At 54.3% G+C, this 19439-nt stretch carries 22 protein-coding genes; all 22 read left to right on the forward strand.

The window, feature by feature from the left end; genetic code table 11:
- Positions 1 to 9: 9 nt before the first annotated feature.
- The 22 genes from WHS46_13970 to WHS46_14075 all read left to right on the forward strand — a co-directional run bounded on the left by WHS46_13970 (position 10) and on the right by WHS46_14075 (position 18874).
- Positions 10 to 423 (forward strand): secondary thiamine-phosphate synthase enzyme YjbQ, encoded by a 414-nt coding sequence (locus WHS46_13970; protein ID MEJ5349783.1) that lies wholly within the window; start codon positions 10 to 12, stop codon positions 421 to 423.
- A 35-nt stretch (positions 424 to 458) separates the two neighbouring features.
- Positions 459 to 2585 carry an acetate--CoA ligase family protein gene (locus tag WHS46_13975; GenBank protein ID MEJ5349784.1) on the forward strand — a complete coding sequence of 709 codons (2127 nt, stop codon included), beginning with the start codon at positions 459 to 461 and terminating at the stop codon, positions 2583 to 2585.
- A 131-nt stretch (positions 2586 to 2716) separates the two neighbouring features.
- Positions 2717 to 3235, forward strand: a complete 519-nt coding sequence (gene tpx, locus WHS46_13980; protein MEJ5349785.1) for a thiol peroxidase — start codon at positions 2717 to 2719, stop codon at positions 3233 to 3235.
- A gap of 185 nt (positions 3236 to 3420) precedes the next feature.
- Positions 3421 to 3795, forward strand: coding sequence for a desulfoferrodoxin (locus WHS46_13985; protein MEJ5349786.1), 375 nt, complete (start codon positions 3421 to 3423; stop codon positions 3793 to 3795).
- Between the two features lie 6 nt (positions 3796 to 3801).
- Complete coding sequence (locus tag WHS46_13990) at positions 3802 to 4335, forward strand: ferritin (GenBank protein ID MEJ5349787.1); 534 nt, start codon at positions 3802 to 3804, stop codon at positions 4333 to 4335.
- 506 nt (positions 4336 to 4841) lie between these two features.
- Positions 4842 to 5387: a ferritin family protein gene (locus tag WHS46_13995; GenBank protein ID MEJ5349788.1), complete on the forward strand. Its 546-nt coding sequence runs from the start codon at positions 4842 to 4844 to the stop codon at positions 5385 to 5387.
- Positions 5388 to 5400: 13 nt separating this feature from the next.
- Complete coding sequence (locus tag WHS46_14000; protein ID MEJ5349789.1) at positions 5401 to 6231, forward strand: ZIP family metal transporter; 831 nt, start codon at positions 5401 to 5403, stop codon at positions 6229 to 6231.
- A gap of 16 nt (positions 6232 to 6247) precedes the next feature.
- Positions 6248 to 7753, forward strand: coding sequence for a multiheme c-type cytochrome (locus tag WHS46_14005; GenBank protein ID MEJ5349790.1), 1506 nt, complete (start codon positions 6248 to 6250; stop codon positions 7751 to 7753).
- Between the two features lie 4 nt (positions 7754 to 7757).
- Complete coding sequence (locus WHS46_14010; protein ID MEJ5349791.1) at positions 7758 to 8336, forward strand: TlpA disulfide reductase family protein; 579 nt, start codon at positions 7758 to 7760, stop codon at positions 8334 to 8336.
- 69 nt (positions 8337 to 8405) lie between these two features.
- The gene (locus tag WHS46_14015) at positions 8406 to 9026 is read left to right on the forward strand and encodes a peroxiredoxin (GenBank protein MEJ5349792.1); all 621 of its coding nucleotides are present in this window, start codon (positions 8406 to 8408) and stop codon (positions 9024 to 9026) included.
- Between the two features lie 63 nt (positions 9027 to 9089).
- A complete protein-coding gene (locus WHS46_14020; GenBank protein ID MEJ5349793.1) occupies positions 9090 to 9437 on the forward strand; it encodes a hypothetical protein in 348 nt (115 codons plus the stop codon).
- 17 nt (positions 9438 to 9454) lie between these two features.
- On the forward strand, positions 9455 to 9643 hold the full coding sequence (locus WHS46_14025; protein ID MEJ5349794.1) for a hypothetical protein: 189 nt from the start codon (positions 9455 to 9457) through the stop codon (positions 9641 to 9643).
- A gap of 24 nt (positions 9644 to 9667) precedes the next feature.
- Positions 9668 to 10114, forward strand: a complete 447-nt coding sequence (locus WHS46_14030; GenBank protein ID MEJ5349795.1) for a flavodoxin domain-containing protein — start codon at positions 9668 to 9670, stop codon at positions 10112 to 10114.
- A 128-nt stretch (positions 10115 to 10242) separates the two neighbouring features.
- On the forward strand, positions 10243 to 10446 hold the full coding sequence (locus WHS46_14035) for a hypothetical protein (GenBank protein MEJ5349796.1): 204 nt from the start codon (positions 10243 to 10245) through the stop codon (positions 10444 to 10446).
- Between the two features lie 9 nt (positions 10447 to 10455).
- Positions 10456 to 12522, forward strand: coding sequence for a thioredoxin domain-containing protein (locus WHS46_14040; GenBank protein MEJ5349797.1), 2067 nt, complete (start codon positions 10456 to 10458; stop codon positions 12520 to 12522).
- 30 nt (positions 12523 to 12552) lie between these two features.
- Complete coding sequence (locus tag WHS46_14045; GenBank protein MEJ5349798.1) at positions 12553 to 13062, forward strand: ferritin family protein; 510 nt, start codon at positions 12553 to 12555, stop codon at positions 13060 to 13062.
- A gap of 287 nt (positions 13063 to 13349) precedes the next feature.
- The gene (locus WHS46_14050; GenBank protein MEJ5349799.1) at positions 13350 to 14858 is read left to right on the forward strand and encodes a SagB/ThcOx family dehydrogenase; all 1509 of its coding nucleotides are present in this window, start codon (positions 13350 to 13352) and stop codon (positions 14856 to 14858) included.
- Positions 14859 to 14864: 6 nt separating this feature from the next.
- Positions 14865 to 15107: a hypothetical protein gene (locus WHS46_14055; protein ID MEJ5349800.1), complete on the forward strand. Its 243-nt coding sequence runs from the start codon at positions 14865 to 14867 to the stop codon at positions 15105 to 15107.
- A gap of 448 nt (positions 15108 to 15555) precedes the next feature.
- Positions 15556 to 15756 carry a heavy metal-associated domain-containing protein gene (locus WHS46_14060; protein ID MEJ5349801.1) on the forward strand — a complete coding sequence of 67 codons (201 nt, stop codon included), beginning with the start codon at positions 15556 to 15558 and terminating at the stop codon, positions 15754 to 15756.
- Entirely contained in the window at positions 15743 to 18079 is a 2337-nt protein-coding gene (locus WHS46_14065) for a heavy metal translocating P-type ATPase (protein ID MEJ5349802.1), read from the forward strand. Before WHS46_14060 ends, WHS46_14065 begins: the two co-directional genes overlap by 14 nt.
- A gap of 102 nt (positions 18080 to 18181) precedes the next feature.
- Positions 18182 to 18340 (forward strand): rubredoxin, encoded by a 159-nt coding sequence (locus tag WHS46_14070; protein ID MEJ5349803.1) that lies wholly within the window; start codon positions 18182 to 18184, stop codon positions 18338 to 18340.
- 39 nt (positions 18341 to 18379) lie between these two features.
- The gene (locus WHS46_14075; GenBank protein ID MEJ5349804.1) at positions 18380 to 18874 is read left to right on the forward strand and encodes a ferritin family protein; all 495 of its coding nucleotides are present in this window, start codon (positions 18380 to 18382) and stop codon (positions 18872 to 18874) included.
- Positions 18875 to 19439: the final 565 nt, after the last annotated feature.

Below are 19439 nucleotides of genomic sequence, written 5' to 3' on the forward strand. Positions count from 1 at the left end.
AGGCGTTCCATGAAGCGGATGAGTTTTCAGGTGAAGACATCGTCCCGCAGCGACGCTGTGGACATTACATCTTCTGTGGCCGAAAAAGTGCGAGAAGCCGGAATCGCCGACGGTATCTGCTTCATTTATGTGCCGCATACGACCGCGGGCGTGACCATCAACGAAGGGGCGGATCCGGCGGTCATGGACGATGTGTTGCGTACCTTGGATCACCTGATTCCCTGGACGGCCCATTATCGGCATACGGAAGGCAATGCCGCGGCCCATATCAAGACAACCCTCACGGGTTCCAGTGTCTCGGTTCTCGTGGAAAAAGGCCGGCTTCTTCTTGGAACATGGCAAAGAATTTTTTTATGTGACTACGATGGCCCGAGGACGCGCACAGTCCATGTAGGCGTGCAGGGATCGACTTCGACCGGTTGACCGGATTGGATCGCCATCGGGGCCAAGGAGGACTCATGGAACGATTGGATGCCATCTTTTCTCCGGGATCTGTGGCCGTGATCGGAGCTTCCACTGTTCCCGGAAAGGTCGGCCACGATCTTTTCGCCAATATCTTGCGCGGGGGGTACACAGGCACTCTGTTCCCCGTCAATCCGAAAGCTCGGTCGGTTCTCAGTGTCAAAGCCTACCCCACCCTTCTCGACATTCCCGATCCCGTGGATTTGGCCATCTTGGTGGTGCCTCCCAAGGCGGCTCTGAATGCGGTGGAAGAAGCCGCGCAGAAAGGGGTCAAGGGCATTGTCATTGTGTCGGCGGGGTTTCGTGAAGTAGGTCCTGAAGGTCGATCCATCGAAGAGGCCGTTGCGGCGCGATGTCGCGAAGCGGGCATGCGTCTTGTGGGGCCTAACTGTCTGGGGGTGATCAACCCGCATCCTTCCGTGCGCATGAACGCCAGCTTTTCCAATCGTATGCCCGCTCCCGGTCACATATCCTTTATTTCTCAGAGTGGAGCTTTGTGCACATCGGTGTTGGATTTTGCCGCGGAAAGGGATTTTGGGTTTTCCAAGTTTATTTCCATCGGCAACAAGGCGGATGTGGATGAATTGGATCTCCTGAGATACCTGCATCAGGATGAAGACACGCAGGTGATCATGATCTACCTGGAAGAACTGCGTCGCGGTCCTGAATTCATTCAGGAAGTCAAGGAAATGACCTCGGGGGATCGACCGACACCTGTTTTGGTGATCAAGTCCGGCCGCACCGTAGCCGGGGCTCGAGCCGCCGCCTCTCATACGGGATCCTTGGCCGGGTCCGAAGCGGTCTATGACGCCATTTTTAAACAGGCGGGAATCATTCGCGTGGATTCCATCGAGGAATTGTTTAACTTTGCCGCAGCCTTCGTCAGTCGAAAAACACCTCAAGGGAACAAGGTCGCCATTGTGACCAATGCCGGCGGGCCGGGGATCGTGGCCACCGACATGACGGTTTCTTCCGGCTTGGAACTGGCCAGGTTTCAAGAAGAGACCGTGGAAGCTCTGCAGAGCCATCTGCCGGTCACGGCCAATTTGCATAATCCTGTAGACGTCATTGGGGACGCTACGCAGGAGCGATACGAACGGGCCTTGGAAGCCGTCATCAAGGACCAGGGCGTGGATGGCGCTCTTGTGATTCTGACCCCTCAATCCATGACCAACGCTCTGGAAACCGCCAAAGCCATTGTCAAGATCGACCAGAGGACTCAAAAACCCATTCTGTGTTGCTTCATGGGAATCTTTGACGTTTCGGCAGGCGTCAAGGTTCTTCAGGAACATGGTATTCCCGTCTATCGTTTTCCGGAGCATGCCGCCAAGGCTTTTGGGGCGCTCTATCGGTATTCCAGTTGGCTGAACCGTCAAAAGCTGGCTCAGTTCGCTTTGGAACATGACAAAGAGGGGGCTCGCCGCATCCTTGAAGCCGCTTTGAGTCAGGGCCGAAGAGCGTTGACGGAATGGGAAGGGGCGGAGCTGTTGCGATGCTATGGGTTTCAGACTCTGCCTTCTTTTGTGGCCGTAACGCGGGAAGAGGCTGTGGAATATGCCACCAGTCTCACCTTTCCCGTGGCCATGAAGATCGTCTCACCCCAGATTCTTCACAAAAGCGATGCCAAAGGTGTCCGGCTCCATTTGACGTCGGCTCAGGATGTGGCGGAAGCTTTTGACAGTATCGTCGCGAATGCCAAAGCGTATGATCCAAAGGCTGAGATTTTGGGAGTGTTAGTGCAAAAAATGGCCCCTCCCGGAGAAGAAGTCATTTTGGGCATGAGCCGGTACCCGATTTTTGGGCCTTTGCTCATGTTCGGCCTCGGGGGTATCTTCGTGGAAGTTTTTAAAGATGTGGATTTTCGGGTGGCTCCCATCGGGCGTAACGAAGCTCGGCGCATGATGCGTGGAATCCAAGGCTACGATCTTCTCAAAGGGGTTCGGGGACGTCCCGAAGCGGATACGGCCATTTTGGAACGCTATCTGGTGTGTCTTTCCAATCTTGCCTTGGACCATCCGGAAATCAAGGAATTGGATATGAACCCGGTCCTTGTGCATCCTAAAGGATCGGGAGCCACAGTGGCCGATGTGCGTGTGATCCTCGAACCCGTGCAAGAATCATGAAGAAAGGGGGTTCGACGGTTGACGATCCTCAAGGGGGCGCTTAAAGTTACGGTCAAAGCATGGCATCAAGGTGGCTCAAAGGCACGTGAACTCTTTTCGTGTGCACCTTCACCAGGCAGAGGAGAATGCCCATGACAGAAAGACCCGGCGCTGTGACCATGAAAGGTTCCCCCTTGACCCTTGTGGGATCCGTTGTTTCCGTGGGAGACAAGGCTCCCGATTTCCAGGCCCTCAATAATGATCTCCAACCTGTGCGACTTTCCCAGTTTGCAGGAAAAACCGTTATCCTTTCGTCGGTCCCGTCTCTGGATACGCCGGTGTGCGACATGGAAACCCGGCGTTTCAATCAGGAAGCGGAAAAACTCGGCGAAGACGTCGTGGTTTTGACCGTAAGCATGGATCTTCCCTTTGCGCAAAAGCGATGGTGCGGGGCGGCAGGCATCACACGGGTTATCACACTTTCCGATCACCGCGACGCCTCTTTCGGTCAGGCCTACGGCGTCCTCATCAAAGAGTTGCGCCTTTTGGCGCGAGCCGTCTTCGTCGTTGGTAAAGACGGCATCGTCAAGCATGCGCAACTGGTCAAGGAATTGACCGAAGAACCCGATTATGCCGCGGTCCTGGAGGCCGTGAAAAACGACCGACTTTAGGGCCACTGTCAAAACTTTAGGGTGCCTCCAAGGTCTCGGGGAAGTCCGAAGAGCTTCAAGCCTTGGGGTTTCAAGGGTGTCCCGTGTAAGGGCGAAGGGATTCTTCGCCCTGCCTCAAAACGCGGCAGGATTTGGTTTGCCGCAGGGACCTTATCGTTCATCATGTGAGAGGGAGGTCGGTACAAATGGCTGAAAGACGTGAAGTGTACAAATGTGATGTGTGCGGAAACATTGTGGAAGTCCTTTGGGGCGGCAAGGGTGAATTGGTGTGCTGCGGTCAGCCCATGAACCTGCAAAAGGAAGGCGTCGTGGATGCTTCCAAGGAAAAGCATGTTCCGGTGGTGGAAAAGACCGCTGACGGTTACAAGGTCAAAGTAGGCAGCGTGGCGCATCCCATGGAAGAAAAGCATTACATTCAGTGGATCGAGCTGGTGGCCGATGACATCTCCTACTTCCACTTCTTGAAACCCGGGGATGCTCCCGAAGCCACTTTTTGTGTTCAGGCGCAAAATGTGTACGCTCGCGAATACTGCAACCTCCATGGCCTGTGGAAAGGGTAAGAACGCATGTTGAGTGAAAAAATGGCTGAAGCGTTGAACGATCAAATCAACGCCGAACTCTACTCTTCGTACCTGTACTTTGCCATGGCGGCCTATTGCCGTGATGTGGGTTTGAACGGATGTGCCCGTTGGATGGAAGCGCAGGCTCTCGAAGAACTGTCCCATGCCGTGAAGTTCTATGACTACGTCACGGAACGCGGAGGACGTGTCCTTTTGAGCTCTATCGCGGCGCCGCCAAACCGTTGGGATTCTCCTTTGGCCATGTTTGAAGAGGTGGCCAAGCATGAGAACAAGGTGACGGGTCTCATTCATCATCTGGTGGACCTGGCCATTGAGGAAAGGGACCATGCCACCAACAATTTTCTCCAATGGTTCGTTTCGGAGCAGGTGGAAGAAGAGGCCAGTGTTGGAGAAATCGTCCAACAGATGAAACTCATGGGGGACGCACAAGGCGCCCTTTTCATGCTGGACAAGGAACTGGGCCAGAGGGTGTTTACACTACCGCCTGGAACGACCCTGGTCGCGCCTCCGGCCGAATGAGCGCCGTTTCCGTTGGGGTTTGTCCCCCGTGAGATCCTTCTCATCGTGGTAAGGGCGAATCGAAGTGTCCGCCCAAAGAAATGTTGTCAGGATGGAACGCAGCTCTGGGGATTTCAAGGCGTTTCCGACCAATGTTCCGGGTCCTTGAGGGGGCGGACCGATGGGTCCGCCCCCGAACCCCTTGGACGGGATCGGCCATAGGGGACACACACCGGTGCATTCCTACATTGTCAGTACCCAAGAAATCGCCAGGCTAGCCTTCCAACACGGCGAACACACCTCTGTGCGCCCCTACGATTGCGGCTCCGACGAAACCTGAACTCATGGGGCAAGGACCGACATTGAGGTCATCCAAAGGACCCTTGCGGGGGTGTGTTCCACCGAGAACATTGTAGGCCCTTCCAAGGGAGCGGACCTTCATTCAGAAAGGGATCCAGGGAATCTGAAATCAAAGGCATCCAGGGAACTTGAACCTGCCACAGAAAATCATGGAAGGAGAAAAACCGATGGAAGCGGCGGAAAACATGTTGCTCGATCTTCTGTGCGAGGTCTTGGAGATCAAAGAAAGGAAAGAAAAACTGTATCAGGAAGCCATGGGCTTCTGTGAGGATGCCGTCGGTCGAGAGACCTTTCGAGTCCTTTACGAAGCGGAACAGGAACATGAAAGAGCCCTGGCTCGCATTCAAGAAGAACTTCAGGCAGGGAAGGACTGGACGGCCGCCTGTCGCTATGTCCCGCCTGAACAGGATCTCTTCAGACGCGTGGCTCAAAGAATAACCCTCGATAAAGACAAGCTTCCCGAAGCCTGCACGGACGAGATCAAGGCTCTGGATGCGGGTATTCAACTGGAAGAGGCCTGCATTCGTCTGTTTGAGGAAAAACTCAGCGAGGTGAAGGAACCTTCCCAAAAGGAGTTCCTCCAGCGCCTTTCGGCCGAAGAACGGGAGCATCGCCGACTCCTTCAGGACTTGAAATTCTATTACTCGGACCCTCAGGGATGGTTCATGGAAAAGAGCCGAGCCCGTTTGGACGGAGCCGGAGCGGTCACCTGAGAGATCTCGAACCATGGCGCTTACCGTGGAAAGCCTTTGGAACGCTTTTCACACCTGGCCCGCGGTAGGCCAGGCGCTGGCGGCGACAATTTTCACCTGGCTCATGACGGCGGTGGGAGCTTCCGCCGTGCTGTGGCGACGATCTTTTCCCCAGAAATTTTTGGACGCCATGCTGGGTTTTGCCGCAGGTGTCATGATTGCCGCCAGCTATTGGTCTCTTCTGGAACCGGCTCTAAAGCTTTCGGAAAGAGCGGCCGTGCCGTGGATGCCTGCGGCTGTCGGGTTCCTTGCGGGAGGCCTCTTTCTTCGGAGCATCGATGCGATTCTTCCCCATCTTCACATCGGGTTTCCAACGGACCAAGCGGAAGGTCTACCGACGCACTGGCGTCGCAGCATCCTTCTGGTTTTGGCGGTCACGATTCATAACATTCCCGAAGGCCTTGCCGTGGGAGTGGCTTTCGGAGCCGTTTCAGCCCAGATCCAGGAAGCCGGCCTTGCCGGAGCAGTGGCTCTGGCCTTGGGTATCGGATTACAGAATCTCCCGGAGGGGACGGCGGTTTCCGTGCCTCTTCGACGGGAAGGTCTGAGGGCGTTCAAAGCCTTCTGGTATGGACAGTTATCCGGGGCCGTGGAACCCGTGGCAGCGGTTCTGGGAGCGGCCATGGCAGCTTCTTCGATGGCTTTGCTTCCCTATGCTTTGAGTTTTGCGGCCGGTGCCATGATTTACGTGGTGGTCGAAGAAGTGATTCCTGAAGCGCAAAGAAGCGGTCATGCCGACGTGGTCACCATGGCGTGTCTTGTGGGTTTTGTGTGCATGATGGTTTTGGACGTGGCTTTAGGCTGACAAAGGAGACACCGCGGTGAAGAGTGGACTTCGGTTTGTTCCTTTCATGGTCCTTGGTATGATGACGGTTCTTGGCATGAATTTTCCCAAACCGATACTTGCCGCACCTCATAGTGCGGCAACCCAAGACTGTTTATCCTGTCATGTGCAGGCCACTCCAGGCATTGTTTCCGATTGGCAGCGAAGCCGGCATGCCAAGGTGACGCCCGGTGAAGCCATGGCCGTAGAGCCGATGGCTCGCAAAGTGAGTTCTCCCAATGTGCCTCAAGAACTCAAAAACCACAGCGTGGGATGTGCCGAATGCCACACGCTGCGAGCCGACGCTCACAAAGACACCGTGGAACACCATGGCTACAAGGTCTATGTGGTGACCAGTCCGGAAGACTGCCGCATATGCCATCAGGAAGAAGCGGGTCAATACCAACGTAATCTCATGGCCCATGCGCACACCAACCTCATGAAAAACCCTTTGTATGGCCAACTTGTGGATGCCATTAACGGCCTTCAGGTTTTTCAGAACGCAGCCCTTCAAGCCATGCCTCCCATGCCGCATACCAACGAGGATTCCTGTTTAAGCTGTCACGGCACGGATGTGCAAGTGCGAGGGACCGTTTCCCGAGACACGGATTTCGGCGAAATGGATTTCGTCGTGCTTACCGGATGGCCGAATGTGGGTGTGGGACGCTTGAATCCCGACGGCTCCAACGGCTCATGCGCCTCATGCCATGTACGACACAGCTTCTCCATCGAGGTGGCTCGAAAACCGGAAACATGCAGTCAATGCCACAAAGGTCCCGATGTTCCCGCCTATAAAGTTTACAGCGTGAGCAAACACGGGAACCTCTACGGCTCTCAAAAGGGGTCGTGGAATTTCACCAATGTTCCCTGGGTGGTGGGAAAAGACATGAACGCGCCTACCTGCGCCACATGCCATGTGAGTCTCCTTGTGGATGAAGGCAAAAATGTGGTGGCTCAAAGATCCCATGCCATGAATGACCGGCTTCCATGGCGGATTTTCGGCCTAGTCTATGCCCATCCGCACCCTCGGGAAGCTCAGGTGCATACCCTTAGAAGCGCCGATGGCTTGACCTTACCGACGAACCTCGATGGGACCTGGCAAGCTGACGCCCTTATTGATGAAACCGAGCAGGGCAAACGGCGAGCCGCCATGCAGGGGGTGTGTCGAGCCTGTCATGGAACCCAGTGGGTGCAGGGCCATTGGGAACGGTTTGAAAAAACCATTCTCGAAACCAACCGCATGACGAAAACGGCCACGGACATCATGGTGCATGCGTGGAAAAATCAACGCGTTCAAGGGCCTCCGGACAATCCATTTGACGAACCCTTGGAAAGAAGGTGGGTGGAACAATGGCTCTTTTTCGCCAATTCCATTCGCTTTTCATCGGCCATGATGGGTGCCGACTACAGTGTGTTTGACAATGGAAGGTGGTTTCAATCCAAAGGGCTTCGGGAGATGGAATGGATGGAGCGGATGCTGTCGCCCGGATCGGTGGGGAGGTGAAATCGTGCAGGGATCCAAGGGTTTTTATGCGGTTTTGTCTGTGGCTGTGCTCCTTGGAACATGGTTTGGTTGTGCAGGATGGGGGCACGCGGCTTCGGGGGTTCCTGAGGTCGGTGGAACCTTTCCACCTCTGGTTTTGGAAGCGCCCAAGGATCCCGCTATGAGAGCCTACCTCGGGATAGGCGACGTGAAGACCTTTACCGTGGATCAGGTGGACGCCGATGTGGTGGTTGTGGAAATCTTGAGCATGTATTGCCCTTACTGCCAAAGGGAAGCGCCTACAGTGAACGCCTTTTACGAATTGGCCCAAAAAAGAAACCGTCCTGGAAAAATACTGAAGATTCTGGGTATCGGGGCAGGGAACACGGCCTTTGAAGTGGATGTCTTTGTTCAAAAGTACAAGGTGCCCTTTCCGGTGATTCCCGATGGAGACTATTTGGTGCATAAGACGTTGGGGCAAGTGCGAACCCCATATTTTATCGTGCTTCAAAAGGACGCCAAGGGAACACCTAAGGTCATTTATTCGCAACCGGGCGGTTTTGGTACCCCGGAAGATTTTTACCGGCGTCTTATGGGCCCTTAGAAGCCTGTCTTAGGGGTGGGTAAGGGCATGGTTCGGTGAGCCAAGAAGCTCATGGAGAGGCAGAAAAAAATGAAAAGGATCTTGACGGTGTTTCTTCGAAGAAGCATGGTCGTGCTCGGCTTGGCGGCCCTATTAGCTTATGACGGAAGCGTCTATGGAATTTCTGAAGTTTTTCAGGGCAAGATCTACACGCCGGGACCGCTGAAGCCCGTGGATTCGCAGCTTAAGGTGCGCGTGGGAGATGCAGCACCCGATTTCACACTTCCTTCCATCTCGGGAGAAAAAGTTCGATTGTCTCAGTTCCGCGGCCAAAAGAATGTGGTACTCTCTTTTGTTCCAGCCGCCTGGACACCGGTGTGTTCGGATCAATGGCCGGGCTACAACATCGCCAAAGAGCTTTTTGAGGCTCGTGATGCCGTTCTTTTAGGCATCAGCGTGGACAATCTCCCTACCCTTTTTGCCTGGACTCAGGAAATGGGTGGCTTATGGTTTCCCGTTCTCTCCGATTTTTGGCCGCATGGAGCGGTGGCATCCCAGTACGGGGTCTTACGTTCCGATGGAGTTTCAGAACGGGCCATTTTCATCGTCGACAAAGAAGGAGTGATTCGCTTTATCGATGTGCATGACATCAATGAAAGGCCTCCTTTGGAAGGGATCCTCAAAGAGTTGGATAAGCTCAAGAAACCTTAAGCAGAGGGTGTCTCAGAGCTTTTCGGGAACTCCAAAGCCTGCCGAAGAAAGGAGACCCATGCCATGAAAAAGGTACTTTTATGCGCCTTCAATGGCGAGGTCATGTGTTTTGTGCATGTTTTACTTAATGCCCTGGATTTTAACGAAAGAGGCTACGAAACGGCTGTGGTGGTGGAAGGGGCGGCTGTGAAAGTCGTGCCGGTGATCGCGGCGCCCGAACATGCCATGCAGGGACTTTACCTTCAGGTCAGGAACGCGGGTTTGATTCACGGCGTGTGCCGAGCGTGCTCTGTGCAGTTAGGCGTGCTCGATGCCGTGGAAAAAGAAGGCTTGACGTTGCTTGCGGACATGAAAGGTCACGCGAGCCTGGCGAGGTATGTGGATCAGGGGTTTCAGGTGATCACATTTTAACCAAAGGGGGAGGCATTATGACGAAAAGGAGATACACGGTTCGAGGGGAATGTCCTCAATGTGCGTGTGGAGACGTGACGTTCCTGGGTCCCGAAAAGCTCAGAGAAAAGTACATCGGTCCGGAAGAGGAAATGGAGATCCTTTGCCCGGCCTGCGGCACCAAGCACAAAGGTAAAGTGGTTCACGTGGAAGAGGTCAAGCAATAAAACGAAAAGAAAAGGAGCGCGGCTGTGCCCAAAGCTCTCGTGCTTTATGCCACCCGGACCAACCAAACCAAGGCCATAGGGGATCTCATCGCCGAAGGGCTGCGCGAAGCCGGTGTGGACGTGAAAGTTTTAGGGGTGCAAGAATTCGAAAAGGCCGAAGAAAATCCCGAGCAATTTGATGCGTTGATTCTGGGATCGGCGACTTATCATGGGGAAATGATGCCATCCATGAAAACCTTCCTTTTCAAGCTGGAACAATACGACTTGAAGGGAAAAGTGGGCGGAGCCTTTGGAGCCTTTGGCTGGAGCGGCGAGGCTCCGGGGCGTATCTTTGAAACCATGAAAAACATTTACCAGATGGACATGATCAGCGGGCCCTTGAAGCTTAAATCCTCAGCGTTAAGCGGCGCCGCACAGATGGCTAAGCGGTACGGACAGGAGATCGCTCAAAAACTCAAAGCCGGTGCTTAACCGTCTCCAAGGGAGCGCCAGACTTTGGGGGTCTAAAAAATCAACCACAGAGACGCAGAGGTACAGAGAAAAATCATCGAGAAATCTCGGCCTTTTCCTTGCCTCTGCGGGATGAAAAGGAGAAAGCCATGACGACGCCGAGACATTGCCCGGGTTTTGAGCAGTTCAAGGATCTTCGTTCTTTTGTGTGCAAATGTGATGGATGCGGTGCGGAAAAGGAAATCTTTTCCGACGAATTTGACAAAAAGCATATGTGTCCCCAATGCGGACAACCCATCGATTTTACAAAGTGCAGTATCTATGCCGGCGGACAAGATGACACGCCTCGATAAGGACAATCTATGCCCAATAAGCTTGCGGGGGAAAAAAGCCCCTATCTTTTACAACACGCCGAAAACCCCGTGGACTGGTATCCATGGGGTGAAGAGGCGTTTGCCAAGGCACGGCGTGAGGACAAGCCCATCTTTTTAAGCATCGGGTATGCCACATGCCATTGGTGCCATGTGATGGCCCATGAATCCTTTGAAGACCTTGAAGTGGCTCGTTACCTCAATGAGCACTTCGTCTCTGTCAAGGTGGATCGTGAAGAACGCCCGGACATCGACGGCGTGTACATGAGTGTCTGTCAGGTGATTTCCGGGCATGGCGGATGGCCTTTATCCGTGTTTCTGACCCCGGAGGGTTTGCCCATCTTTGCCGGCACATATTTTCCTAAGACGGCTCGAATGGGCATGCCGGGCTTTTTGGATCTCTTACGAGAAGTAAGTCGGCTGTGGCGTGAGGAACGTGCCAAGTTGACGTCCACGGGCTTCAAGATCGTCGAAGTCCTGCGGCAGGCTTCTCAAGGGCAGGAATCCTTTCTGGAAGCCGGAGATTTGGATTTAGCTTTTAACCAGCTTCGAGGAGCCTTTGATCCGCGTTGGGGGGGATTTGGGGAAGCCCCCAAATTCCCCACACCTCACCAGTTGACCTTTCTTCTTCGTTATCATGCCCGTACTGGCAATCCGGCGGCCCTGGGCATGGTGGAAGAAACCCTCATGGCCATGCGCCAAGGCGGTATCTTTGATCAGTTGGGCTATGGGTTTCACCGGTATTCGGTGGATGCTCGATGGCTGGTGCCTCATTTTGAAAAAATGCTTTACGATCAGGCGCTTCTGGCCATGGCCTATGTGGAAACCTTTCAGGTGACCGGCAAACCCTTTTATGCGCAGGTGGCCCGGGAAATCTTTGAATACGTCTTGAGGGATATGACCGACCCCGACGGAGGGTTTTATTCCGCGGAGGATGCCGATACCGAAGGTGAGGAGGGTCTTTTTTACACGTGGACGCCGGAAGAAGTGCACGCCGTGTTGCCTGAAGATCAGGCGCTCTGGGCCTGTGCCTATTTCGGGGTGACGGGACGAGGGAACTTCGAAAAAGGCCGCAGTGTGCTGCATCTCGCCGAACCCTTGGAAACTCTTGCTCCAAAAGCAGGCCTTTCGCTGCCCGAATTTGAAAATCTCATGGAAAACGTCAGGCAGTCCCTCTTGAGGCATCGAAAAAGTCGACCTGCCCCTCTCAAAGACGACAAGATCCTCACGGCGTGGAACGGCCTGATGGTTGCTGCTTTGGCCCTGGGTTACAGAGTGCTGGGCGAAAAGTCCTACCTTCATGCGGCGATTCGAGCCGTTGAGTTTATTTGGAACACCCTTCGAGATGCTCAAGGTCGTCTGTACCGCCGTTACCGGCACGGTCACGTGGCTTATCCGGGGTACTTGGACGACTACGCTTTTCTGGCTTGGGCCATGCTGGAGCTCTATGAGGCCACCTTTGATCCGGCGTACCTGAAAAAAGCCATGGAGCTTCATGAGGCCATGACGGCCTTGTTTTGGAACGATGAAAAGGGTGGTTTTGACTACACGGCCAAGGACGCAGAGCGACTCATTATCAAGGAAAGGGAAGTTTACGACGGAGCGCTGCCTTCGGGGAATTCTACCGCTCTCAATACCTTGACAAGACTTGCGCAGATCACGGGAGAGATGCGTTGGGAAATAACCGCCGAGGCTTTGGTGCGATGCTTTGCCCATGAAGTGAAAAAATACCCTCGAGCCTACACGCATTTTCTTAACGGCTTTGATCGCCTGTTAGGGCCTGGATGTGAAGTGGTGCTGGTGGGCCTGGGGAAAGATATGGAAAACGAAGCCATGCTTCGGTGCGTGAGGGAAGGGTTTCGGCCTCGCACCGTGGTCGTGGTCAAACCCTTCGACGATGGGCCTCGTGTTTCCTTGGAAAAGCTGATTCCCTTTATTGCTTCTATGCATCCTGTGGAAGGAAAACCGACGGCGTATGTGTGCCGAGGCAGGCAATGTGGGGCTCCGACCACGGATCTGGAACAATTGAGAGCCCTCTTAAACGAGGCGCGGGGATAAGGGTTTGAAGGGGCAAAGAAAGGAGATGTCATGAGCGCGAATCAAGCGGTTATCAAAGTGTTCGAATATGCCTTGAATCAGGAAGAGACCGGGAAGCTCTTTTTTCAAACATCGTTGCAGCGCTTGGGCATCGGGGCGGCGGTGAGCGCCTTTAAGAGGTTGATTGCCGAAGAAGAGAAGCATATTGCCTTTATCAGCCGCATTTTGGACGAACTGCGACACGGCAAAGAAGTGGATCCCGGTCAGCTTCAGGAATTGATTCTGGAGCCGACGGATTACTTTGACGAAAGAGCGAAAAAGGAATTCATGGAACAGTGCCTGGAAGGGTCCATGGTGCCGGATGTGACGGTGTTCAACACGGCATGGCTCATCGAAAAGGATCTGAGTGAGTTTTACGCCAACATGGCGTCCAAGGCGCAGGGAAAGGTTAAGGACGCCTTGTCCATGCTGTCCCGATGGGAAAAACAACATGAGATGTTTTTCAGGCAGTTTCGAGACAAGTTAAGTGAAGCCTATGCCCAGATGCCGTGGGGAGGATGAGTCCAAAACCATCAAAGATCAGGGCATGAAGCATGGGACGTGGACCACGGGTTTTGTCATCCGAAAAATGGGTTCATCGATGAGAGTGTCCCGAGCGGCACCTGAATTTGGATCTTTTCCTTGAAGGGCGGGCGTCCCGTCCGCCTAAACTGCGGGCCGAAGGCCCATTGTCTCAAGAAAAGACACAGTTTCAGGCTTGGAGGGGCGAGGCGGCGCCTCGCCCCTTTTTTGAAACGGCGTTCTAGAGCTTGGCATGGTGAGTTTTTCGACTGCCTTCTGGGGAGTAGATGATGGGCGGCGGGGTTTCCTACCATGAGCGGACGGCGTATCGACGTGGCGGTTTAGGCGGGGGTTTTTTGGATTGGAATATCCGTCCTGAGATTTTCAAAACATACCAAGGGCTTCCTACGGTGGCTTTGCCCAAACCGGAAGATTTGCAAAGGAGTTCAAGGCCCTTTTTTCAAGTGCTTTTTGACCCGGTCCTTTCGGTTCCGGACCGGCTCGATTTCGAAACCCTGAGCCGCATGCTCACTTTGACCTACGGGATCACAGCCCAAAGTGGAAGAGGTGCGGACGCTTTCTTCTTTCGATCCGTGCCGTCGGCGGGAGCGCTTTATCCTTGTGAGCTTTACGTAGCCGTTCAGGGAATCGTCGGCCTTGAAGACGGCCTGTATCATTACGATCTGGCACGATACCGCTTGGTGCGCCTGCGTTCAGGACGTTTTCTCGGGTCGAAGGCTCGGTGGGCCGCTGCGTTTTTCGTGACCACACTCTTTTTCCGAAGTTCCTGGAAGTATCGGGATCGTGCCTACCGATACTGTCTTTTGGATGCCGGACACCTGGTGGAAAACGCCTTATTGGTTCTCCACTCTGAAGGCATAAAAGCTTGTGTCTGGGACTGTTTCCACGACGGGGAACTGAACAGTTTCCTTGGGGTCGATCCCCAAAGGGAAGCCTGTGTGGCGGTCATTGCCTTCAGTGATGAAGGTTCAACGAAGGAAACCGAAACGACCGGGTCTGTTTCAGGGGAGTTTTGTCTTCTTGAAAAGAGTCATGCATGGGATATGGTGCAACCGGAAGCCTGTCGCCTCAGTGTATCCGACAAAGTGCCTTCAGCCATTCTAGAAGCCCATCGGGCCACGGAATCCACCAAAGCCTTGGGAAAGGTGAGAGAGGGAGAAGCCCATGAGGCCGTGACGCCGCAAGGGGATCAGGGAAAGGTAAGGAAAATTCCACGTCCAAACGTTGTGCCCGAAGGTCTCTCCTTTGTCGAAAGTGTGTGGCGACGTCGGTCGCACCGAAACTATGTACCGGCGCATGTTTCCGCGCAGATCTGGCAGACTCTCTGGCATAGCCTGCATCTGGACAAGGCCTTATGTGAGGCAGTGGAAATCTTCATCGCATGCGGGGAAGCCGAAGATTTGCCGGCGGGTCTCTATGCCTGGAAGGCGTCTTCGCAGGAGGCACGAGAGATCCTTTCGGGGGATTTTCGACGGGCTTCGGCGCACGCGTGTCTGGATCAGGAATGGCTGAGGCATGCGCTGTTTCATGTGGCCTATGGCGTGGATTGGCAGAAGGTTTTCGGGATCTATGGGCCGCGAGGATATCGATCGACGCTCTTAGATGCCGGAAGGTTGGGACAGCGCCTGTATCTTGCCTCCACGGCTCTTGGAATGGGATGCTGTGGCATCGGTGCTTATTACGACGACGAATTGCGTACTGTTTTCCGTTTAGGATCGGGTTGGGATGTGGTTTACCTCACAGCGTCGGGACCTGTGAAAAAACTGAGGAGTTGAACAAAGGTGGATAGGTTTGAGTATTCCGTGACGAGACACTCCGCGGATTCTTTTCGTGAAACGGCTTTCTTCTGCACGGATCAAGGAGCCTGCAGTCTGGAAGATGTGCCGGTAGATCAGGGGGCCATTCTGGAAAATCTTTTGAATGAGCGGGGCAAACGAGGTTGGGAATTGGTGCAGGTGGTTTTTGGAAGAAACGGTCTTTTGGCCTTTTGGAAACGGCGCCTCAGCGCATCCCATGATTCGTAAAAGCGCCCCCGTACGGCGCCAAAAGCGTCACCTGGATTTCTTTAGGTTCGCACCTGGATGTCCACTTAAATTGAGGATGATTACTGTAGGGCGCACCGGTGTGTGCACCCCGAAACCCACCGTAGGTGACGAGCGGAGGCGGACATATTGGTCCACCCCTACCGATGTTGTGGAACGTGGGTAGGCTTATGGGCAGAACGACACAGAATCATGGTCCTGTGGCGATCACATCGGTCAGCCGTAGAGGGATGCCAGAACATGGGCAGCCGATAAATACGGCACCACGGACTGACCTGGTGGTCTTCAGGCGGAGGCACGTGTTTCTCCGGCAAGCGGGTCAGACATACGATCACGATGGGAAAGCCTGCGAGGCCATAGCGCTTGGCCTGTTTCATGAACTGACAAACGGGTCAGACATACGAGCACGATGGGAAAAGAGAGGGCAAACATGGCAGAAACTTTAAAAATCAAGGGAATGTCCTGCGGTCATTGCGTGAAGGCGGTGGAAAAGGCCTTGAAAGAAATTCCTGGAGTTCTTTCCGTCCAAGTGGACTTGGGGAAAGGGACAGCTTCCGTAGAAACAGAAACTCCCCTGGATATGGGGCTGGTGCGCCAAAAAATCGAAAAAGCCGGCTATGAGCTCCTCTGAGAAGATCCTTATCGAGACAACCGAAAACGGTCGAACACTTGCCTCAAGCCTCGGTGTCGGCGGAAAAACCATCGTTTCCATTGGGGGTATGAGTTGTGCTGCTTGTGTGCGGCGTGTGGAAAACGTGCTGAGGGATCTTCCCGGGGTGTCGAGTGTGTCGGTGAATTTGGCTTCCGGCAAAGCGGTCCTTGTCCATGAAGAGGGCCTCTTGGATCCCAAGGCCATCGAACGGGTTCTTACGGAGGCGGGATACGAATCCCTTGGCATCGTCAAGGAAGGGCGGCGGGATGAGGCTGGAGAAGCACGACGTCGGGCGGAAGAAGACGATCTGAAACGCCGTGTTGTTGTGGGGTGCGTGCTTTCCGGGCTTATCATGATCCTTTCCATGGGAACCCATGTGCCGGGGCTGGATCGCATCCCTTCGTCCATGCTCGATACGCTCCTTATCGTTTTGACCACTCCCGCAGTCTTTTGGGTGGGCAGTCGGTTTTTTGAGGGAGCCTGGAAAGCTTTGCGGCAAAAGACTTCGGACATGAACACGCTGGTGGCCGTCGGGGCCCTGTCGGCTTATATCTATTCCGTTGCCGCTGTCTTCTTTCCTTCCTTCTTTGCTCGATCCGGTCTGCATCCCCATGTGTATTTCGATGGAGCGGCCATGATTGTGGCCCTGGTGCTTTTGGGACGGTTCCTGGAAGCGCGGGCCCGAGGCAAAACCTCCATGGCCATTCAAAGGCTTTTGGAACTGCGCCCGACCACCGCCTGTATCGTGCGAGACGGCGTGGAAGAAGTGGTTCCTATAGAGGCGGTCATGGTAGGGGATTTCCTTCGCATACGACCCGGGGAACGTATTCCTGTGGATGGTGAGGTGCTGGAAGGATCCTCTGCGGTGGATGAGTCCATGCTCACAGGGGAAAGCCTCCCTGTGGACAAAATGCCCGGGGCGCGGGTCTTTGCGGGAACGGTCAACGGATTTGGAGCCCTGATGGTGCGAGCGATTCGGGTGGGGGCCGAAACTTCACTGGCACGCATTATTCAGTTGGTGGAGGAAGCCCAAGGGTCCAAAGCGCCTATTCAAAGGCTTGCGGATCGCGTCGCGGCGGTTTTTGTGCCCGTTGTCGTCGGCATCGCCGTGATCACCTTTGTGGTGTGGGCCTTGGTGGTGCCGGGGATGGATTGGGGTCGAGCGGTCCTCAATTTTGTTTCGGTGCTCATTATCGCCTGCCCGTGTGCCATGGGGCTGGCCACACCTACCGCCGTCATGGTGGGAACAGGTTTGGGAGCAGAAGCCGGTATCCTGATCAAGAGCGGCGAAACTTTGGAAAAAGCCCATAAAGTGGACACAGTGCTCTTCGACAAAACGGGAACGCTCACAGAAGGCCGTCCCGTGGTGACCGATGTGGCGGCGGTGTCGGGAACGACCCCGAGCGAAGTGATGCAGTTGGCGGCGTCCCTGGAATCGGCTTCCGAACATCCACTAGGACGAGCCATCGTGGAGCATGGTCGGGCTGAAGGGGTGCCGTTGCAAGAAGTTGAGGGCTTTGAGGCCTTTTCAGGGCTTGGGGCCAAAGGCAAGGTGCAAGGGATGACGGTTGTGGTGGGCAACCGACGCCTGCTGGAGGACCTGGGTATCCCGATCCAAGGCCTGGAAGCCCAGGCTGACGCGTGGGTTCGAGAAGGCAAGACGGTGGTTTACGTGGCTCGCGAGACAGAGGCTGTCGGCATGCTGGCTTTGCAGGACAAGCTGAGAGAAAACGCTCGAGAAGCGGTGCAAGCCTTAAAGGCTTTGGGAGTTCACGTGGGCTTGGTGACGGGGGACAACAAGGCAGCGGCTCACGCAGTGGCTTCTCTTGTGGGTGTGGACCATGTGGTGGCTGAAGTGTTGCCCGAGCATAAAGAGGAAGTGGTGCGAAGGTTCCAGCGTGAAGGCCATGTGACGGCCATGGTGGGAGACGGGATCAACGATGCGCCGGCCTTGGCGGCCGCCGATGTGGGGATCGCCATGGGCAGCGGAAGCGATGTGGCCGTAGAAGCCGGCGATATCGCTCTCATGCGTCCCGACGTGCGTTTGGTGGTCGAAGCCATGGTCTTGTCCCGGCTGACCATAAGAACCATTCGTCAGAACCTTTTTTGGGCCTTCTTCTATAATTCGGCTGGTATTCCTGTGGCTGCCGGCGTGCTCTATCCCACGTTCGGCATTCTCCTGAACCCCATGGTGGCGGCGGCGGCCATGGCCTTCAGTTCGGTTTCCGTGGTCGGCAATGCTTTGCGATTACGTCGCATCTGGCAAAAGCGCCGTCCGATCATTGCAATGTCGGGCAAATGAATTATATTGACGGGCGACACACCTGGTGCCGTGTTCTGGAAACGGCACATAGATAGGCAGAGATGATGTTCATTGAGGACACTGTCACAGAAGGAGGATTCCATGGACCGTTACGTTTGTCAGATTTGCGGATACATCTATGACCCCGCCAAAGGAGATCCCGACAATGGTGTGGCTCCGGGCACCCCGTTTGAAAAACTTCCTGACGATTGGACCTGCCCGGTGTGCGGCGCCTCCAAGGGTGACTTCGCCAAAGAATAGCAATAGCCGTCGCAACGAGGCACTGTGAGGAGAAACTCAATGATTTTTGGATTCAATGCTGCGGAAGTTTTTCAGATTGCCGTGGAAATCGAGGAAAACGGAAAGACCTTTTACGAAAAAGCTCTGGCCAAGATCGAAGATCCTGAAGTGCAAGCCATCTTTAAAGACTTGGCTCAACAGGAAGTGGAACACAAAAAAAAGTTCCTGGAGCTCAAGGCGCAGCTGCCTCCTCAAGCCTCAGAACCCACGGTTTACGATCCCAATAACGAAGTGGCCCATTACCTAAAAATGATGGCTGACGGCCATGTCTTTCGCACCAGTGAAAGCGTGGATGCGAAGATCGCCAAGGTGCAAGATGCCGTGGACGCTCTGCGCATGGCCATGGAATTCGAAAAGGATTCCGTGATCTTTTTTCTGAGTATGCAAGATGCCACCGAAGAAGAAAAAGGGCGTCAGTTTATCGGCTTGCTGGTGAAAGAAGAACAGGAACATCTCAGACGACTGGCATTACAGCTCAAAAAGATGACCCATTAGAAGCCTGCTCGACAATACGGGCAGGTGTTGGTTTTTCAAGAAATGCGGGCGTTTCGCCCGCATTCGTTTCTGACCTTCTGGGAAAAGGTACGAGTTTCTCGGTGACTTTGGAAAAGACGCGCCTACCGTGCAAACTTTGCCTCAGGTGAAACGTTCCACATCCTTTAGGGGCGCACCCCAAGTGTGCGCCCTGATGGGCGATCCATGGTAGGCGATTGCGGGGCGGACACGTCAACCCGCTATTCCAGGGATTTGTTTTCACGGGGACAAATGGGAGAGGCTTTCCCTGGGCGCGTTGGCGGCGTCGCGTGCATGAGTGTTCGCAGCACAGTTTTGGAATCTTCGACTGGGTAATGGTGGTGAAAAGGACTCCTCTGGGATGTAGGTAAGGGGGGTTAAGTCATTGAGTCATTAAGTCATTGAGTCATTGAGTCATTAAGTCATTGAGTCATTAAGTCATTGAGTCATTGAGTCATTAAGGCATTAAGTCATTAAGTCATTGAGTCATTAAGTCATTAAGTCATTGAGGTGGAAGGGCCTCCTTTGGGATGTTGGTAAAGGGATT

It is taken from the genome of Desulfosoma sp. (assembly GCA_037481875.1).
In the GTDB taxonomy this organism is placed as follows: Bacteria; Desulfobacterota; Syntrophobacteria; order Syntrophobacterales; family DSM-9756; genus Desulfosoma.

Excerpts from the sequence above, each read along its gene's own strand:
- WHS46_14040 (MEJ5349797.1), top strand. The coding sequence starts at position 10,456 with ATGCCCAATAAGCTTGCGGGGGAAAAAAGCCCCTATCTTTTACAACAC.
- WHS46_13990 (MEJ5349787.1), top strand. The coding sequence starts at position 3,802 with ATGTTGAGTGAAAAAATGGCTGAAGCGTTGAACGATCAAATCAACGCC.
- WHS46_14015 (MEJ5349792.1), top strand. The coding sequence starts at position 8,406 with ATGAAAAGGATCTTGACGGTGTTTCTTCGAAGAAGCATGGTCGTGCTC.
- WHS46_13985 (MEJ5349786.1), top strand. The coding sequence starts at position 3,421 with ATGGCTGAAAGACGTGAAGTGTACAAATGTGATGTGTGCGGAAACATT.
- WHS46_13970 (MEJ5349783.1), top strand. The coding sequence starts at position 10 with ATGAAGCGGATGAGTTTTCAGGTGAAGACATCGTCCCGCAGCGACGCT.
- WHS46_14050 (MEJ5349799.1), top strand. The coding sequence starts at position 13,350 with ATGATGGGCGGCGGGGTTTCCTACCATGAGCGGACGGCGTATCGACGT.
- WHS46_14035 (MEJ5349796.1), top strand. The coding sequence starts at position 10,243 with ATGACGACGCCGAGACATTGCCCGGGTTTTGAGCAGTTCAAGGATCTT.
- WHS46_13995 (MEJ5349788.1), top strand. The coding sequence starts at position 4,842 with ATGGAAGCGGCGGAAAACATGTTGCTCGATCTTCTGTGCGAGGTCTTG.
- WHS46_14025 (MEJ5349794.1), top strand. The coding sequence starts at position 9,455 with ATGACGAAAAGGAGATACACGGTTCGAGGGGAATGTCCTCAATGTGCG.
- WHS46_14045 (MEJ5349798.1), top strand. The coding sequence starts at position 12,553 with ATGAGCGCGAATCAAGCGGTTATCAAAGTGTTCGAATATGCCTTGAAT.
- WHS46_14060 (MEJ5349801.1), top strand. The coding sequence starts at position 15,556 with ATGGCAGAAACTTTAAAAATCAAGGGAATGTCCTGCGGTCATTGCGTG.
- WHS46_14000 (MEJ5349789.1), top strand. The coding sequence starts at position 5,401 with ATGGCGCTTACCGTGGAAAGCCTTTGGAACGCTTTTCACACCTGGCCC.
- WHS46_13975 (MEJ5349784.1), top strand. The coding sequence starts at position 459 with ATGGAACGATTGGATGCCATCTTTTCTCCGGGATCTGTGGCCGTGATC.
- WHS46_14075 (MEJ5349804.1), top strand. The coding sequence starts at position 18,380 with ATGATTTTTGGATTCAATGCTGCGGAAGTTTTTCAGATTGCCGTGGAA.
- tpx (MEJ5349785.1), top strand. The coding sequence starts at position 2,717 with ATGACAGAAAGACCCGGCGCTGTGACCATGAAAGGTTCCCCCTTGACC.
- WHS46_14065 (MEJ5349802.1), top strand. The coding sequence starts at position 15,743 with ATGAGCTCCTCTGAGAAGATCCTTATCGAGACAACCGAAAACGGTCGA.
- WHS46_14070 (MEJ5349803.1), top strand. The coding sequence starts at position 18,182 with ATGGACCGTTACGTTTGTCAGATTTGCGGATACATCTATGACCCCGCC.
- WHS46_14020 (MEJ5349793.1), top strand. The coding sequence starts at position 9,090 with ATGAAAAAGGTACTTTTATGCGCCTTCAATGGCGAGGTCATGTGTTTT.